Annotated in this window: 12 protein-coding genes; 1 reads left to right on the top strand and 11 read right to left on the bottom strand. The window is 64.8% G+C overall.

The features are described from left to right. Positions 1 to 307 precede the first annotated feature (307 nt). From acuI to AC0QTX_RS04850, 6 genes are all read right to left on the bottom strand, one after another. Entirely contained in the window at positions 308 to 1,294 is a 987-nt protein-coding gene (acuI, locus tag AC0QTX_RS04825; RefSeq protein WP_474602697.1) for an acrylyl-CoA reductase (NADPH), read from the bottom strand. A 168-nt stretch (positions 1,295 to 1,462) separates the two neighbouring features. Next, positions 1,463 to 2,704 carry an MFS transporter gene (locus AC0QTX_RS04830; protein ID WP_474602698.1) on the bottom strand — a complete coding sequence of 414 codons (1,242 nt, stop codon included), beginning with the start codon at positions 2,702 to 2,704 and terminating at the stop codon, positions 1,463 to 1,465. Positions 2,705 to 2,851: 147 nt separating this feature from the next. Continuing rightward, positions 2,852 to 4,558: a M10 family metallopeptidase C-terminal domain-containing protein gene (locus tag AC0QTX_RS04835; RefSeq protein ID WP_474602699.1), complete on the bottom strand. Its 1,707-nt coding sequence runs from the start codon at positions 4,556 to 4,558 to the stop codon at positions 2,852 to 2,854. Positions 4,559 to 4,809: 251 nt separating this feature from the next. Then, positions 4,810 to 6,216: a M10 family metallopeptidase gene (locus AC0QTX_RS04840; RefSeq protein WP_474602700.1), complete on the bottom strand. Its 1,407-nt coding sequence runs from the start codon at positions 6,214 to 6,216 to the stop codon at positions 4,810 to 4,812. Between the two features lie 191 nt (positions 6,217 to 6,407). Then, positions 6,408 to 7,661 (bottom strand): cell wall hydrolase, encoded by a 1,254-nt coding sequence (locus tag AC0QTX_RS04845; protein ID WP_474602964.1) that lies wholly within the window; start codon positions 7,659 to 7,661, stop codon positions 6,408 to 6,410. Positions 7,662 to 7,742: 81 nt separating this feature from the next. After that, positions 7,743 to 8,591: an MmyB family transcriptional regulator gene (locus AC0QTX_RS04850; protein WP_474602965.1), complete on the bottom strand. Its 849-nt coding sequence runs from the start codon at positions 8,589 to 8,591 to the stop codon at positions 7,743 to 7,745. A 125-nt stretch (positions 8,592 to 8,716) separates the two neighbouring features. On the opposite strand from AC0QTX_RS04850, the gene AC0QTX_RS04855 reads away from it, so the two are divergent. After that, entirely contained in the window at positions 8,717 to 9,118 is a 402-nt protein-coding gene (locus tag AC0QTX_RS04855) for a hypothetical protein (protein ID WP_474602701.1), read from the top strand. 64 nt (positions 9,119 to 9,182) lie between these two features. Here AC0QTX_RS04855 and AC0QTX_RS04860 read toward each other — a convergent pair whose 3' ends face one another. From AC0QTX_RS04860 to glyS, 5 genes are all read right to left on the bottom strand, one after another. After that, entirely contained in the window at positions 9,183 to 9,539 is a 357-nt protein-coding gene (locus tag AC0QTX_RS04860; RefSeq protein WP_474602702.1) for a GFA family protein, read from the bottom strand. 22 nt (positions 9,540 to 9,561) lie between these two features. Next, positions 9,562 to 9,837: a hypothetical protein gene (locus tag AC0QTX_RS04865; RefSeq protein ID WP_474602703.1), complete on the bottom strand. Its 276-nt coding sequence runs from the start codon at positions 9,835 to 9,837 to the stop codon at positions 9,562 to 9,564. After that, positions 9,834 to 12,512 (bottom strand): pyruvate, phosphate dikinase, encoded by a 2,679-nt coding sequence (gene ppdK, locus AC0QTX_RS04870; RefSeq protein WP_474602704.1) that lies wholly within the window; start codon positions 12,510 to 12,512, stop codon positions 9,834 to 9,836. The genes AC0QTX_RS04865 and ppdK overlap by 4 nt, the downstream gene beginning before the upstream one ends. 290 nt (positions 12,513 to 12,802) lie before the next feature. Beyond that, positions 12,803 to 13,441, bottom strand: a complete 639-nt coding sequence (locus tag AC0QTX_RS04875; RefSeq protein WP_474602705.1) for a L,D-transpeptidase — start codon at positions 13,439 to 13,441, stop codon at positions 12,803 to 12,805. A 146-nt stretch (positions 13,442 to 13,587) separates the two neighbouring features. Continuing rightward, the gene (gene glyS, locus AC0QTX_RS04880) at positions 13,588 to 15,771 is read right to left on the bottom strand and encodes a glycine--tRNA ligase subunit beta (RefSeq protein ID WP_474602706.1); all 2,184 of its coding nucleotides are present in this window, start codon (positions 15,769 to 15,771) and stop codon (positions 13,588 to 13,590) included. Positions 15,772 to 15,808 lie beyond the last annotated feature (37 nt).

Raw genomic sequence — 15,808 nt, forward strand, 5'->3', positions numbered from 1 at the left:
CGCATGCCCCAGCCTTGCATGTACACGGCTCAAAGGGAATCCTCAATCGGACTCTTCTGTCAGGCGGAAACCACTAGCTGTCGAGGGCCTCTCCATTCACGTCGTCACCGGCCTTGTGCCGGTGATCTCGTTTACAACGCCCACTATCCTCCTCCTGAGGAGGTCACTTAAGCGGCCGTCTCGAAGGAGGCTCCAGAGAGCACTGGACAATCCTTCGAGACGCAGCTGCGCTGCTCCTCAGGATGAGGACGAGCCAAGAAGGGCGTGGATGGCCGGCCCAAGGCCGGCCGTGACGAGCTCACTTTCGCTAGCCGATCTCCACCACCACCCGGCCCTTGATGCGCCCGGCGACGATTTCCTTGCCGGCCTCCAGCACCCCATCGAGCGGGATGGTCGAGGTCATGGCGGCGAGCTTGCCGTGATCGAGTTCGCTGGCGATTCGGCTCCAGGCCTCGAGCCGCAGCGCCTTGGGGGCCATCACCGAATCGACCCCGAGCAGGGACACGTTGCGCAGGATGAAGGGCGCGACCGTGGTGGGCAGGTCCATCCCGCCCGCAAGGCCGCAGGCCGCGACCGCGCCGCCGTACTTCGTCATGGACAGGACATTGGCCAGCGTCGTGGAGCCGACCGTGTCGACACCCGCGGCCCAGCGTTCCTTGGCGATGGGCTTGGCGGCTCCGGCGAGTTCGCTGCGGTCGAGGATCTCAGCCGCTCCCAGGCCCTTGAGGTAATCCGCCTCCTCGGGCCGCCCGGTCGAGGCGATCACGTGCCAGCCGGCTTGTGCCAGCAGCGCGACGGCCACCGAGCCCACCCCGCCGACGGCCCCCGTCACGATGGCAGGTCCCCGATCCGGACGCTGGCCGTACCGCTCCAGGGCCATGAGGCAGAGCATCGCCGTATAGCCGGCCGTGCCGACGGCCATCGCCTGCTGCGCAGACAGGCCTTGGGGCAGCGGGATGAGCCAGTCGCCCTTCACGCGCACCCTCTCGGCATAGGCGCCGAGATGCGTTTCCCCTAAGCCCCAGCCGTTGAGGACAACGGCATCGCCGGGCCTGAATTCAGGATTTGTGGAGGCTTCCACAATGCCAGCGAGATCGACGCCGGGGATCATCGGAAAGCGCCGCACTACCGGTGCCTTGCCGGTGAGCGCGAGCCCGTCCTTGTAGTTGAGCGTCGAATGCGACACGCGGACGGTGACATCGCCGTCCATGAGGTTCGCCTCGTCGAACTCACGGATCCCGACACTCTGACCAGCCTCGGCCTTCTCGATGACGACGGCTTTGAATGCGCTCATGCCGATTCCTCCCCGGACCATTTGTGGCGCGGCGGAGGATGAGGGCAAGCAGCGAGGGCTCATCCCTTCGCAGCAGGACGGGGCTTGAAATGCCTCATGCGGCCAACCCGAGCCTCACCCTGAGGAGCGTAGCGCCTCGAAGGACGAGGGGTGTTTTGTTGGATGCTCTTATTCCGCCGGCTGCAGCGCCGGGGCGCGGTCGACCGGCTGCTCCTTGATCGGCAGGTTGATCAGGGCCGAGGCAAGGCCGAGCAGGACGGAGAGCCACCAGACCATGCTGTAGTTGCCGTTGATCTCGTAGAGCAGTCCGCCGAGCCATACGCCGAGGAAGCCGCCGACCTGATGCGAGAAGAACGCGAAGCCGTAGAGCATGGCCATGTAGCGGGTGCCGAACATCAGCATCACCAGGGATGACGTGGGCGGCACGGTGGAGAGCCAGAGCAACCCGATGGAGATGCCGAACAGGATCGACGTGACGGGCGTGGCCGGCACCAGGATGAACGCCGCGATGGCCACCGATCGGCCGAGATAGATCCAGGCCAGCAGCCAGCGCTTCGACATGCGGGTGGAGAGCCAGCCCGACCCCAGCGAGCCCGCCGCATTGGCGAGGCCGATGACCGCGAGGGTCCAGCCGCCGACGGCCGCCGAGAGACCGGCATCCTTCAGGTAGGCCGGCAGGTGCACGGTGATGAAGGCGAGTTGGAACCCGCAGGTGAAGAAGCCGAGCACCAGCAGCACATAGGAGCGGTGCTTGAAGGCTTCTGCCAAGGCCTGACGGATCGACTGGTTGGGGAGCGCAGCCGGCCCGGATTGCGCGGAGTCGCCGGTCGGCCGGGTTGCGAGGGCGAGCGCCAGGGGCATCACGAGCAGGACGCTGCCGGCGAAGACCAGAAGAGTGTGCTGCCAGCCGAAGGAGTCGATCAGCACGTTGCCGATGGGCGGGAACAGGAACTGGCCGAAGGAGCCTGCCGCGGTCCCCGCCCCGAAGGCCATCGGTCGCCACTTCTCCGGCAGGATCTTGCCGAAGGCGCCGAGCACAAGGTTGAAGGAGCAGCCGGAGAGGCCGAAGCCGATGAGCACGCCGGCGCCGATATGCAGGACGCCGGGCGTGGTCGCATAGGCCATAACCACGAGACCGAGCGCATAGAGCAGAGCGCCCACGCAGAGCACCCGGAGTGCCCCGAACCGGTCCGCCACCGCGCCGGCGAAGGGCTGTCCGACGCCCCAGAGGAGGTTCTGGACCGCGATGGCAAAGCCGAAGGTATCGCGGCCCCAGCCGTATTCGGTGATCATCGGCAGCTGGAACAGCCCGGCGGAGGCCCGGGGGCCGAACGTGATCAGGGCGATGAGGCAGCCGCAGACGACGATGATTTCCGGGGAGACACGGGAGCGGGCGGGCGATGCGTGCATGGTCACGGCCTCAAGGGGCAGAACAGGGACGGCACCCTAGCCCAAGTCTTGCATCAGCAGAATTGAAAGTTTGTCGCGTTTGGTATGACGCTTTGTGATGGGTGAGGAGCGGCCCGCAAGCCGGGCCGCTCGCCGAGTGGCCGCCGCTCAGATGACGGCAAAGTCGTCGTATTTGAGGCTCAGGTTCTTCTTGAGCAGAGCGAACTCGACGGCCTGCCCCTTGCCGGAGCCATCGGCATCGTAGGACAGAACCCCCGTCTTCTTGTTGTAGATCAGGTAGTCGTCCTTGTCCTTGGCCTTGTCGCTGGCCTTGAAGAAGGATGACTTGAGCTTGGCCGGGCTCTTCTCCGAGCCCTTGCTCCCGAGCTTCTTGAAGATCTTGTTGTCGAGCCAGATCGTGTCGTCGGCCACCTTGAAGTCGGTGATCGTGTCCTTGTTCGTCCGCTTGTTGGGCGTGGTGTTGAAGACGAAGATGTCGAGGCCGCCCTTGCCGGTGAGCTTGTCGTTGCCGAGCCCGCCATAGAGCTTGTCGTTCGTGTCCTTGCCCACGAGAGTGTTGTTGCCGGCCGTTCCCCGGATCGGGTTGGCCCCGGTGCCGGTGACGACGCCGCCGGAGACCACCTTCACCCCATTGACGTAGACGTTCTCGATGCCGGTGCCGGCATAGTTGAAGGTCGCATAAACGGTGTCGTTGCCGCTCGTATCGACGACCACATCGTTGGCGCCGTCGATGTAGTAGGTGTCGTCGCCGGCTCCGCCCTCGAGCCGGTTGGCGGCGGAATTGCCGATCAGGGTGTCATTGCCGCGTCCGCCGATCGCGTTCTCGATGACGGCGCCGTTGGCGATGGTGAAGCCGCCGGCAACGCCGACCTCTCGCGAGAGGAAGCCGCCCGCATTGGGATCGCCGTTGGCCAGGGTGGCGGCTCGCAAGTCGATCGTCACGCTCTCGGTGGCAGTCTGGCCGCTGATCGTGTCGATGCCGCCCGCATCCCAGATGCAGGACCAGCCGGTAGCCCTGCCAACACCCCATACGCCATTCCAGCTATTCCACGTTGGCAGCTCATAAACATCGCCGGCAGTCGCCGTCGTCATGTTGGCGCCGTAAATCTTCTGCAGCGCGGCAATGTCGAAGGCCCCGAAGGTCTTCATGGAGCCCCATTCGCCCGAGGGCTCTCCTGAGCCCTGATGACTCCAGTTGGACGTCATGACCGTGAACGGCGCCTGATTAAGGCCGAGCGGGCCGGGGCCTCCTCCGCCCGCTCCGGGGAACTCAAGATGGGTCTGCTGTAGGCCGAGCGAGGCCCCGACCATGTTCAGGATCATGGTGAAACCCATCCCGCCCGGATGTGGAACACTCCAGGCCCCTTCATCCCAGGTGTTCAGGTAGAGCCATGATTGATTGCGGTTTGCTGAAAAGCTCTCCTGAGGCGAGTCGGCACTCGCCCAGACTGCACCCCCCTCCCAGTTCTCCAGATCGGTCTTCCAGACGACCAGATTTGCATCGCTTGCGGGTCGGAAACCGTCGCTAAAATCAAGATCGATGTCGAAGTTGACCTGCGCGACCAGACCAGCCTGAGCCAACGCGTTTGCAATGGTAGCCGCATCATCCGACCAGCTGGTGACCGTCCATGTATTGGGTCCAAAATCGTCCTGAAGAAGGTACGGCAATCCATCCGAGCCAATCTTCGGGCCAAGATTGCCGTGATATTCCGTCCACCCTGTTCGATCATGACGATAGCCGAACTCGAAGGTGATAGGCCCGGTGCTCATATCCCAAACCGCACCGCCAGCAATCAACGCATCGACATAGGCGCTGCCATATCCGGAGCCTGGAATTGTGCGAAAACCCGCCATCTTAGTCTCTCAAATCAGTTTCACCTAAGTTTATTATACGTAATTACGTTGCTTTCAAGAGGTGTTCTACGGCACATCTCGCAACAGCTGCAGATTCTCTATGGGTTGATCAGAGCTGCCATTGGGGCAGCGACGGGCGGACGCAAGGCAAGTCCGGCACCCAGCGCAACCGAGCCGTGCCGGGTGGGAGCCTTATCGAAAACGCCTGAATGAGAGCGACTTGTATCCGCGGCTGATCAGGCGCAACCCGTCTAGACCACGAAAAACTCGTTGTGGCTCATGGCCAGGCCCTTCTTGAGGGTCGCGACCTCGACCGGCCTGTACTTGGAGCCGGTGCCGTCCGCATCGTAGAGGAGCAGGCCCTTCTTCGCATCGTAGATGACGCGGTCTTCCTTGTCCTTGGCACGTGAGGCCTTGATGAACATGTCCGGGCTGAACTTCACCGGCTTGTCGTAGGAGCCCCGCCCGAGCTTCGGGAAGGCCTGGTTGTCGAACCAGATCCTGTCGGAGGGAAGGCTGTAGTCGAGGATCTTGTCCTTGTTCGCGACCTTGTCCGGCCTCGCGGCGAACACGAAGGTGTCCCGGCCGGCGCCGCCTCTGAGCACGTCGTTGCCGCCGTCGCCCCACAGGGTGTCGTTTCCCCCATGACCGATCAGCGTATTGGCTGCGGCATTCCCGTAAAGCTTGTCGCCGGAGCGTCCGCCCGTGGCGTTCTCGATCACCACGCCGTTCGCGATCGTGAAGCCGCCGGCGACCCCCGATTCACGCGAGATGAACCCTCCCGCATTGCGGTCCCCAGCCCTCAAGGTCGCAGCCCGCAGATCGATCTGGACCCCGCCCGATGCATTCGCCGCCGTGATCGTGTCCGTCCCGCCCGCATCCCAGATGCAGAACCACCCCCGTTCATCGGTGAACAGGCTCCATGTCGGCAAGGTGTAGATGTCCCTGCCCGTACCCATGGCCATGTTCGGTCCATAGAGGGCCTGCAGGGCCGCGATGTCGAAGGCCCCGAGCCCTGCCTGATTGCCGTGGGTCACGTCGTAGCCGGCCCGGTCCCAGCCCGTATTGTACGACATAACCGTCCAGATTCCCTGGTTCAGGCCGTGGGTTCCGGTCGAGGATCCGTCGGTGACGCCGGGGAACGTCGTTCCCCCCTCGTCCCCGCCATCATGCGGATGCGCCAGCCCCAGGCCATGCCCGAGTTCGTGCAGCACGGTGTTGAGGCCGTCTCCCCCGAAATGCATATTGCTCCAGGAGGGCGTGGAGGGATCGAAATACCCCCAGATCTGATCGCCGCTGGGCAATTCATGGATGCCGAGCGTGCTGTCGCCGATCGCTGTCTTCCACCAGACGATATCGGCCGCGCTCACCGTATCGACGAGCTGGAACCTGAGACCGCAGACGCTCCCGTAGACGGCGGCCGCGTAGTCGAAGACGTTTTTCTCCGCAGCGGTCCAGTTATGCGCCTGGGCCGCGCTGGTGAGGATCTCGCTGGCCCCATGGCGAGCACTGGCGGCGGCGAAGTCGCCGCTCTGGCCGAAATAGACCTTGATCGGCTCTGCGGTCGTGTCCCAGGCCGTTCCGCCCCAGATCAGGGAATCCACAAAGACATTCCCATAGCCGGCGCCCGGCACAGCGTTTCGGATCGTCGCCATCATCCCCTCGTCCCGAGACCGCATCGTCCAGGCGGACCTTCAGTTCCGCTCCGAACGATGCGCCAGCATAAAGCCTACGCATCCAATGGCTCCCAAAAGCGAAAGTCCACTTTCGGGTCCGATGCTCAAGCCTTAAGCTTCTACTACCCTATGACGCTTCTCCTAGTGCCGAAACGCACAAGCGAGGGAATTTCTCAGGTCTGTCCCGGTTTGAGCTTGTAGAAGATGTGTCGGCCGATCACGTCCATCTTCTTCAGGCGACGGGACCAGGAGGGACGAACGTAATCCGCATGGTAGTGGGTCGCGCCACCCACATCGGCCAGATAGGTCCTGCCCTCGAGCACGGCGCTCGCCACCCTGGTCGCCCGCTCCCAGGATTCGGTGTCGCGGATGCGAAGGGATTTGCCTTCGCAGGCGAAGGTGAACTGGCAGGCGAGATGGCGGTGGCGGTTCTGATAGACCACGCCGCAGATGGACGAGGGATAAAGCCCGCTCTTCACGCGGTTCAGGATCACCTGGGCGACCGCCGCCTGCCCTTCCACGGGCTCGCTGCGGGCCTCGAAATAGACCGCCTCGGCAAGGCAGCGCTGCTCCTTGTTCAGGTTGTCTGGATCGATCAGGTCGGCATAGCGCGGGCGGTCGGGATCGTCGCTCTTCGGCAGGATCGTCATCTCGCCCCGGTCGAGACGCGGCGATTGCAGCGAAACGGGAGCGGCCGCGATCTCCATGGGCGTCGCATCCATGGGCGCCGGCGTTGCCGAGGACAGGGTGACGGCCCGCTTGACCATCGGCGTGGTCGGGCTCGCCGAGGCTCCTGTTGAACCTGCCGCCGCGGCCGCCGGAGACTGCACCGAGGTGGCCTGTCGGGTGGTGGCGTATTCAGGCGCCTGCCAGGGCTCGAAAGCCTGCTCCATCTCGAACTCTTCGAGCTGCCCTTCCATGAGAACGGTAGGGGGCAGGAGGTTTTCGTCGCGGCTGTAGAGCAGCCTCGCGCTGCCGGCTTGATTGAGAACCGGGCGCAGCTGCTTGGCGCGGCGCGAGAGAGTCGCATGGGGCGCAACCAGCGGGTTCCCCTTCAGGGAGCGGTCGATGACCGCGTCGGTGGCTGCATGGGCCTTCCGGTCGGCCTTGAGAGGCTCGGAATCGGCTGTCTCATCCGGCAGGTCGTAACGCGGCAGGGAGCGGAGAATGTCGCGCTCGACCCCGAGCCTGCTCCCGGCCATGGAGGCGCCGGTGGGCGGAACGAGGGCGGTGTCGACGAGGCGGGCGGTGGCGCTGCGCGGGGCGAAGCTCACGCCGGAATGGAGGTCGTTGCTGGCCGAGGCGGTGAACGAGATCAGCAGGCCCGTCGCCAGGGCCCAGGGAGCCGTGGTGGCGCAGATCCATTTCACCCGAGATCGACGATACGGAAGACGCACGCGCAACACCCTGCAAAGACTCGACACAATCCGGAGCATCCAGCAGGAGGGCTCCGATGGCTTAAAGTTATCGCGGGTTAAGGTTGATGGGTGGTTAAGACGGAGCCCGACCTAGCGGGACCCGGCTGCGGCAGCCTGACGCTTTCCGGCCAGGCGCCGCAGCGCATCGGCGGTTTCCGCATCGGCCGGAAAGAAGGCCTCGATGGCGAGCTCCGACAGGGTCACGTCCACCGGGGTGCCGAAGATCGTGGTGGTGCTGAAGAGCGTCAGCACGCCCTCCTCCGTGGTGAGCTGCAGGGGCACGATGATCCCGGCATAGTCGTGAACCGCCCTCGGTCCACGGGCCGCAGCATCCGGCGTCGGGTAGGAGCGCAGCTCCTCGATCAGGGCCGCGAGCGTGGCATCGCCGGTCGCATCCACCTGCCGGTGCAGGCGGTGGACGAGATGGTTGCGCCATTCGGTGAAGTTGACGATGCGCCGCGCGAGCCCCGCCGGATGAACGCTCAGGCGCAGCACGTTCACGGGCGGCTTCATCAGCGCCGGATCCACATCGCCGATGAGCGAGACGAGCGCGTCGTTGGCCGAGACCAGCGACCAATGCCGGTCGACGGCCAGTGCCGGATATGGATCGTGCCCTCTCAACACGAGATCGACGGCCTGACGCATGCTCGCCAGCGCCGGATCGTCGAGGGAGCGTTCCGAATAGACCGGCGCGAAACCCGCAGAGACCAGCATGATGTTGCGCTCGCGCAGGGGCATGTCGAGCTTTTCCGCGAGCAGCAGCACCATCTCGCGGCTCGGCTGCGAGCGGCCCGTCTCGAGGAAGCTCAGGTGCCGCGTGGAGATCTCGGCTTCAAGCGCCAGGTCCATCTGGCTCATGCGCCGGCGCTGACGCCACTCGCGCAGGAAATCGCCGAGATGCGGGGTGCTGTTCACGGATTGGGGGCTCGCGGTTCTCATGAGGGGACCATAGCGCGGGGAGAATGCATCTTCCATGACCTCGGAGGTAATCGACGATGCTCCCTTCCGGCGCAATCCTGCATCCACGGTTGAGGCCCTCAGCCGACGAACCACAGGAGACAGCCATGATGAACATCCACTCCTCCCCGCTTCTTCGCCAGGCTCTCGTGGCCGATGCCGCCACCAGCGCCGCCTTCGGCCTGCTGATGCTGATCGGCGCCGGGCCGTTGAGCGGCGTTCTCGGACTGCCCGAGACGCTCCTGCGCATCGCAGGCCTCGTCCTCCTGCCCTATGCGGGCGTCATCGGCTGGCTCGGCGTGCGCGAGACGATCCAGAAGCCTGTCGCCTGGGCGGTGGTGCTGGGCAACGCGCTCTGGGCGGCCGACAGCCTCCTGCTCCTGGCGAGCGGCTGGGTTGCGCCCACGAGCGCGGGCTATGCCTTCGTTATATGCCAAGCGCTGGTGGTGCTGATGTATGCGGAGTTCCAGTATGTGGGCCTGCGCCGGTCAGCGGAAGCCGTGGCGTGAAGCATCGAGCGACCCCTCGTCATCCCGGACGGCGTCAGCCGATCCGGGATGACGCTTTGGTGCCCTACCCCCTTGCGTCCCGCCCATTGAACGGAATCGTCTCGATATCCGCGAGATCCACGGTCTCCAGGCAGCGCACATTGATCGCAGCCGTCGCCTCGCCGGTCGGCTGCTTGCCTTCCCCGAAGGTGGCCGCGCCGCAGGTGGAGCAGAAGCGGTGCTGAATCGTGTGCGTGTTGAAGGTGTAGGTGGCGAGATCCTCCTCGCCGCGGATCACGGTCAGCGCGCTGCGCGGCACGAAGGTGAGGAGATAGCCTTTCCGCCGGCAGATGGAGCAGTTGCACTCGATCACCTGCGCGAGATCCGTCTCGACCTCGTATGCGACCTTCCCGCAATGGCACGAGCCCTTGTGAAGCGCCATTCCTCTCCCCCCTTCGCTGTTATTATGCCATCGCCACCATTGCGGTCACGATGAGGCCCGCGCCGAGAACGGCCACGAAGCGGTCTCCCATGGTGAGCGGCTCCGCCCTGCCCTGCGCGGCCATCTGGCCAATGATCAGATCGAGCACCAGCGACACGGCGAAGGGCCAGGCCGCCGGCGGCACGATCAGCTCCTGCAGATGCGGCCGCGGTGCCACGATGAGGCCGATCACGATGCCGGAAACCAGCACCGCGGCGATGTAGAGCAGGCGCCCGCGCGACAGTGCCATCGGCGTCACGCCTGGCTCGCGGCCTTGCTGCCGAGCGCCGCCTGCGCGGCCGCAAGGCGCGCAATCGGCACGCGGTAAGGCGAGCACGACACGTAGTCGAGCCCCGTCGACTCGCAGAAGTGGATCGACGCCGGATCGCCGCCATGCTCGCCGCAGATCCCGAGCTTGATGTTCGGCCTCGTCTTCTTCCCGCGCTCCACCGCGATCTTCACCAGCTCGCCCACGCCTTCCTGGTCGATGGTGACGAACGGATCGGCAGGCAGCAGGCCCTTCTGCGTGTACGGGCCCAGGAACGAGGCCGCGTCGTCGCGCGAGATGCCGAGCGTGGTCTGCGTCAGGTCGTTGGTGCCGAAGGAGAAGAACTCCGCCGATTCCGCGATCTCGCCGGCCAGCAGGGCCGCGCGGGGCAGCTCGATCATCGTGCCGACCTGATACTCGATGGCGACGCCTCTTTCCGCCTTTACGGCTTCCGCCATGGCGACGATGCGCTCCTTCACCAGATCGAGCTCCGGCTTCGTCATCACGAGCGGCACCATGATCTCTGGAACGACGGGCTGGCCGGTCGTCTTGCCAGCCTCCACCGCCGCCTCGAAGATGGCGCGCGCCTGCATTTCGGCGATCTCAGGGTAAGCCACCGCCAGACGGCAGCCGCGGAAGCCGAGCATCGGGTTGAACTCGTGCAGTTCGCGAGCGCGATGTCTCAGCTTCTCAACGGGCGCGTTCATGGCCTTCGCCACTTCCTGCATCTCGTCTTCCGAATGCGGCAGGAACTCGTGCAGCGGCGGGTCGAGCAGGCGGATCGTGACCGGCAGGCCGCTCATGATCGTGAACAGCTCGGCGAAATCCTTGCGCTGCATGGGCAGCAGCTTGGACAGCGCCGCGCGGCGACCCGCCTCGTCGTCGGAGAGGATCATCTCGCGCACGGCGACGATGCGGTCGCCCTCGAAGAACATGTGCTCGGTGCGGCACAGGCCGATGCCCTCCGCTCCGAACGAGCGGGCGGTCTTGGCGTCGAGCGGCGTCTCCGCATTGGCCCGCACCTTCATGCGGCGCACCTTGTCGGCCCATCCCATGAGGGTGGCGAATTCGCCTGACAGCTCCGGCTGCAGCATCTTCACCTGGCCCAGCAGCACCTGGCCGTTGGAGCCGTCGATGGTGATGATCTCGCCTTTCTTCAGGGTCTGCCCCGCCACCGTGAGCGTCTGGGTTGCATAATCCACGCGGATCTGGCCCGCGCCGGACACGCAGGGCTTGCCCATGCCGCGGGCGACCACCGCCGCGTGGGAGGTCATGCCGCCCCGGGTGGTGAGGATGCCCTCGGCCGCATGCATGCCGTGGATGTCTTCCGGCGATGTTTCGACGCGCACGAGGATGACCTTGTGGCCGGCCTTCTTGGCGGCTTCCGCATCGTCCGAATTGAACACGATCTCGCCCGAGGCCGCGCCCGGCGAGGCCGGCAGGCCCGTGGCCAGGATCTTGCGCTCGGCCTTCGGATCGATGGTGGGATGCAGCAGCTGGTCGAGGGCCGCCGGCTCGACGCGGGTGACTGCCTCTTCCTGGGTGATCAGTCCCTCGCTCGCCAGCTCCACGGCGATGCGGAGCGCGGCTTTAGCAGTGCGCTTGCCGTTGCGGGTCTGGAGCATCCAGAGCTTGCCGGTCTCCACCGTGAATTCCATGTCCTGCATGTCACGGTAGTGCTTTTCCAAAATGCCGTAGATGCGCACGAGCTCGTTGTAGGCATCCGGCATCGCCCGTTCCATGGAGGGCTTGTCGGACCCGGATGCGACACGTGCCTTCTCGGTGATGTCCTGCGGGGTGCGGATGCCCGCCACCACGTCCTCGCCCTGGGCATTGATGAGGAACTCGCCGTAGAGCTCGCTCTCGCCTGTGGAGGGATTGCGGGTGAAGGCCACGCCCGTGGCGGAGGTCTCGCCCATGTTGCCGAACACCATGGCCTGCACGTTCACCGCCGTGCCCCAGCTCGCCGGGATCCCGTGCAGCTCGCGATACTTGATGGCGCGGTTGTTCATCCAGGAGCCGAACACGGCCCCGATGGCGCCCCAGAGCTGCTCCTGCGGCTCCTGCGGGAAGGGCCTGCCCAGCTCCTTCTCGACCAGCGCCTTGTAGCGCGGGAGCAGGGACTTCCAGTCCTGGGCGGTCATGTCCGTGTCGAGGCTGTAGCCCTTGCGGTCCTTGAGCTCGTCGAGGATCTCCTCGAAATGATGGTGCTCGATGCCCAGCACCACGTTGGAATACATGGTGATGAAGCGGCGGTACGAGTCATAGGCGAAGCGCTCGTCGCCGGCCCCCTTGGCCAGCGCCTCAACGGTGACGTCGTTGAGGCCGAGGTTGAGCACCGTGTCCATCATGCCGGGCATGGAGGCGCGGGCGCCGGAGCGGACGGAGACCAGAAGCGGGTTCTCGGCATCGCCGAAGGTGCGGCCCGTGAGGCGGCCAACGTAAGTGAGGGCTTTTTCGACCTGGGTCTTCAGCTCCTCCGGATAGGCGCGGCCATGATCGTAGTAGTAGGTGCAGACTTCGGTCGTGATGGTGAAGCCCGGCGGCACCGGCAATCCTAAGTTGGACATCTCGGCCAGATTGGCGCCCTTGCCGCCCAGCAGGTTCTTCATCCCCGCCTGGCCCTCGGCCTTACCGTCCCCGAAGGTATAGACCCACTGCGTCATCACTCGATCCCTTGGCTTAAGAAACGCCCTGCTGCCGCGCAGGTGTTGGCTTGAAACATGTGGAGCCCAAACGCAAGCTGAACAGCCACGGTTCCGGATTTTTATGGCGGGTAGACCTTAGGGTACCCTTAGGCTCCGCTCTTCCCCGTCATCCCCTGACTTGTTCCGGGGATCCACGTCTTTACCGGCGCTGAAGACGTGGATGGCCGGGACGAGCCCGGCCATGACGATGAGAACAAACAAAAGGCCGGGACATGCCCGGCCTTTCATAATCCTTTATAAGCTTGGTTTCAGACCCGGTAGCGCCCGTTGCGCTTCACGTAGACCGTGGTGCCCACGGGGACGCGCTCGTAGAGGTCGGCCACGTCCTCGTTGAGCATGCGTACGCAGCCGGAGGAGACCTGCTCGCCGATGCTCCAAGGCTCGTTGGTGCCGTGGATGCGGAAGAGCGTGTCGGCGCCGTTCTGGTGCAGGTAGAGGGCGCGGGCGCCCAGCGGGTTGTCGAGGCCGGCTTCCATGTAGCGCGGCAGGTCCGGCTTGATGCCGACCATGGTCCTGGTGGGCGACCAGGCGGGCCAGACGCCCTTGCGGCCGACCGAGGCGACCCCGCGCCAGGAGAAGCCCTGCTTGCCGACGCCCACGCCGTAGCGGATCGCCTTGCCCTCGGGCTGGACGAGATAGAGCATGCGCTCGTCGATATCGACCACGATGGAGCCCGGCTTCTCGGGGCCCTTGTACTCCACCGTCTGGCGGGCGTATTTCGCGTCCATCTTGCGGCGGTCGACCAGCGGAATGTTGTGCGGCTGATCCGGGATCGAGCCCACATACCAGTTGTCGTCGTCCACCGTGGCAACGGGCTGCTGGGCGGTCTGGCAGGCAGCCAGGGGCACGCTCAGGAGAGCGGCGATCAGGAGGCGTCGAATCATCATCGGTCTTCTGAATTGAATCGGTTGCCGCCTACCTAGAGCTCCGAGGCCGCCTTGGCTGTGCCCCTCAGGCAACACCTTAACCTGAATTAACCTGCGGGAGCTGCCCCATGCGCGTGGCGCAACCCTCGCGGTTTGCCAGGGCTTGGTTACCCCTCGATGCGGGAGAAATCCGCCACTGTGCGAGTCGCCTCGCGGATGCTGTTGAGGAGCCGCAGGCGGTTGGCCCGGAGCGCGGGATCCTCCGCATTGACGGTCACCTTGTCGAAGAAGCCGTCCACGGGTTGGCGCAGGCGGGACAGGGCCCGCATCGCCCCCTCGAAGTCCTCCGCCTCAACGGCAGCGGCCGCCTCGCGCTTGGCGCCGTCGAGAACCACGGCCAGCGCCTTCTCCTCGATCTGGCCCTGGTCGTTGACGATCTGGAGATCGGGCGCCTCATTGTAGGCGCGCCCGTCCTTCTTCTCCTCGATACGCAGGATGTTGGCCGCGCGGCGATAGCCCGCGAGCAAATTTTTGCCATCCTCAGTGTCGAGGAAGCGGCCGAGGGCTTCGACGCGGCGGACGATCATGAGCAGATCTGATGAACCGCTGAGAGAAAGTACAGCATCAATTAGATCGTGCCGCGCCCCTTGATCACGCAGAGCAACTTTTAACCTATCTGCAAAGAATTCAAGCAGGTCCTGAGTTTTGAAATACGAGAGATCGGGCTTTTCGGCCGGATCACCAATCTCCGCGAGCTTTGCCTTCGCAGCTTCTAGAGATTTTGGGTCAACAACGAAGATAGCTTCGAGCTTCTGCAGAGCGTTGTAGATAACACCACGCAATTGCAGGTTACTCTTGTTCTCAAGCAAGAGCCTAATCACACCCAATGCCGCCCTACGCAGCGCGTAAGGATCCTTCGACCCCGTCGGCTTCTCGTCGATGGCCCAGAAGCCCACGAGCGTGTCGATCTTGTCGGCGAGCGCGACAGTGACCGATACCGGATCGGTCGGCACGCGGTCTGACGGACCGAGCGGCTTGTAGTGCTCTTCGATGGCAGCCGCGACGGACGCATGCTCGCCCTGCAGCGTCGCGTAGTAGCGGCCCATGACGCCCTGCAACTCGGGAAACTCACCCACCATCTCGGTGACGAGATCGGCCTTGGCGAGACGGGCTGCGCGCTCCGCGAGTTCAGGGTCGGCGCCGACGATGGGAGCGAGCTCTTTGCTGAGCGCCGCGATGCGCTCCACGCGCTCGTATTGCGTGCCGAGCTTCTCGTGGAACACGATGGCTTTCAGCTTCTCCAGCCGGTCTTCCAGCTTCACCTGCTGGTCCGTCTTCCAGAAGAAGTTCGCGTCGGAGAGGCGCGCGCGCACCACGCGCTCGTTGCCGCCGACAATCGTCTTGCCGCCGTCGCTGGCGATGAGGTTGGAGGTCAGCAGGAACTTGTTGGCGAGCTTGCCGGTGTTCGGATCGCGCAGCACGAAGCATTTCTGGTTCGCCCGGATCGTGGTGCGGATCACCTCCGGGGGGATGTCGAGGAAGGCTTCATCGAAGGAGCCCATGAGCACCACGGGCCATTCCACGAGGCCGGCGACCTCTTCCAAGAGTCCCTTGTCCTCGACGAGTTCGAGGCCTTGCGCGAAGGCGAGGTCCTTGGCGTCGTGCAGGATCATGTCCTTGCGGCGGTCCGTGTCGATCACGACCTTCGCGCGCTCCAGGACCGGCGCGTAATCGTCGAAGCGCTTCACGCGGATCTCGTCCGGCGCGAGGAAGCGGTGGCCCTTCGTGACGTCGCCCGATCCGATGCCGTCCACATCGAAACGCACCACCTCCGGGTCCTCGGTCTCGGGGCCGAAGGTGCAGACGATGGAATGGAGCGGACGCACCCAGCGAAGCGAACCGGACTCGCGGGAGGCTGCGCCCCAGCGCATGGATTTCGGCCAGGGGAAGTTCTTGACTATGCCCGGGATGATCTCCGCCAGCACGTCCGAGGTCGAGCGGCCGGGCTTTTCGATCACCGCGACGTAGAACTCGCCCTTCTTCGGATCGCTCTCGATCTTCGCCTGCTCGATGGAGGATAACCCTGCCCCTTTCAGGAAGCCCTGGATCGCCGCATCGGGCGAGCCGACGCGCGGCCCTTTGCGCTCCTCGCGCACGTCCTGCCCCTTCACAGGCAGGCCCGCCACATGCAGCGCCAGCCGCCGCGGCGTCGCGAAGGCCGTGGCGCCCTCGTAGAGGAAGCCGCGCTCCACGAGCGCATCGGTGACGAGCTTCTTCAGATCCTCCGCCGCACGACGCTGCATGCGGGCCGGGATTTCTTCGGAAAAGAGTTCGAGGAGGAGATCGGGCATGGGAGAACTTTTTATCTGAGAGGGAGGGGAACGGGAG

It is taken from the genome of Microvirga sp. jy35 (assembly GCF_056148915.1).

Bases quoted from the DNA above. Each gene is read 5' to 3' on its own strand.
- acuI (WP_474602697.1), bottom strand. From the start codon at position 1,294: ATGAGCGCATTCAAAGCCGTCGTCATCGAGAAGGCCGAGGCTGGTCAG.
- AC0QTX_RS04830 (WP_474602698.1), bottom strand. From the start codon at position 2,704: ATGCACGCATCGCCCGCCCGCTCCCGTGTCTCCCCGGAAATCATCGTC.
- AC0QTX_RS04850 (WP_474602965.1), bottom strand. From the start codon at position 8,591: ATGAGAACCGCGAGCCCCCAATCCGTGAACAGCACCCCGCATCTCGGC.
- AC0QTX_RS04840 (WP_474602700.1), bottom strand. From the start codon at position 6,216: ATGATGGCGACGATCCGAAACGCTGTGCCGGGCGCCGGCTATGGGAAT.
- AC0QTX_RS04860 (WP_474602702.1), bottom strand. From the start codon at position 9,539: ATGGCGCTTCACAAGGGCTCGTGCCATTGCGGGAAGGTCGCATACGAG.
- AC0QTX_RS04855 (WP_474602701.1), top strand. From the start codon at position 8,717: ATGATGAACATCCACTCCTCCCCGCTTCTTCGCCAGGCTCTCGTGGCC.
- glyS (WP_474602706.1), bottom strand. From the start codon at position 15,771: ATGCCCGATCTCCTCCTCGAACTCTTTTCCGAAGAAATCCCGGCCCGC.
- AC0QTX_RS04875 (WP_474602705.1), bottom strand. From the start codon at position 13,441: ATGATGATTCGACGCCTCCTGATCGCCGCTCTCCTGAGCGTGCCCCTG.
- AC0QTX_RS04835 (WP_474602699.1), bottom strand. From the start codon at position 4,558: ATGGCGGGTTTTCGCACAATTCCAGGCTCCGGATATGGCAGCGCCTAT.
- ppdK (WP_474602704.1), bottom strand. From the start codon at position 12,512: ATGACGCAGTGGGTCTATACCTTCGGGGACGGTAAGGCCGAGGGCCAG.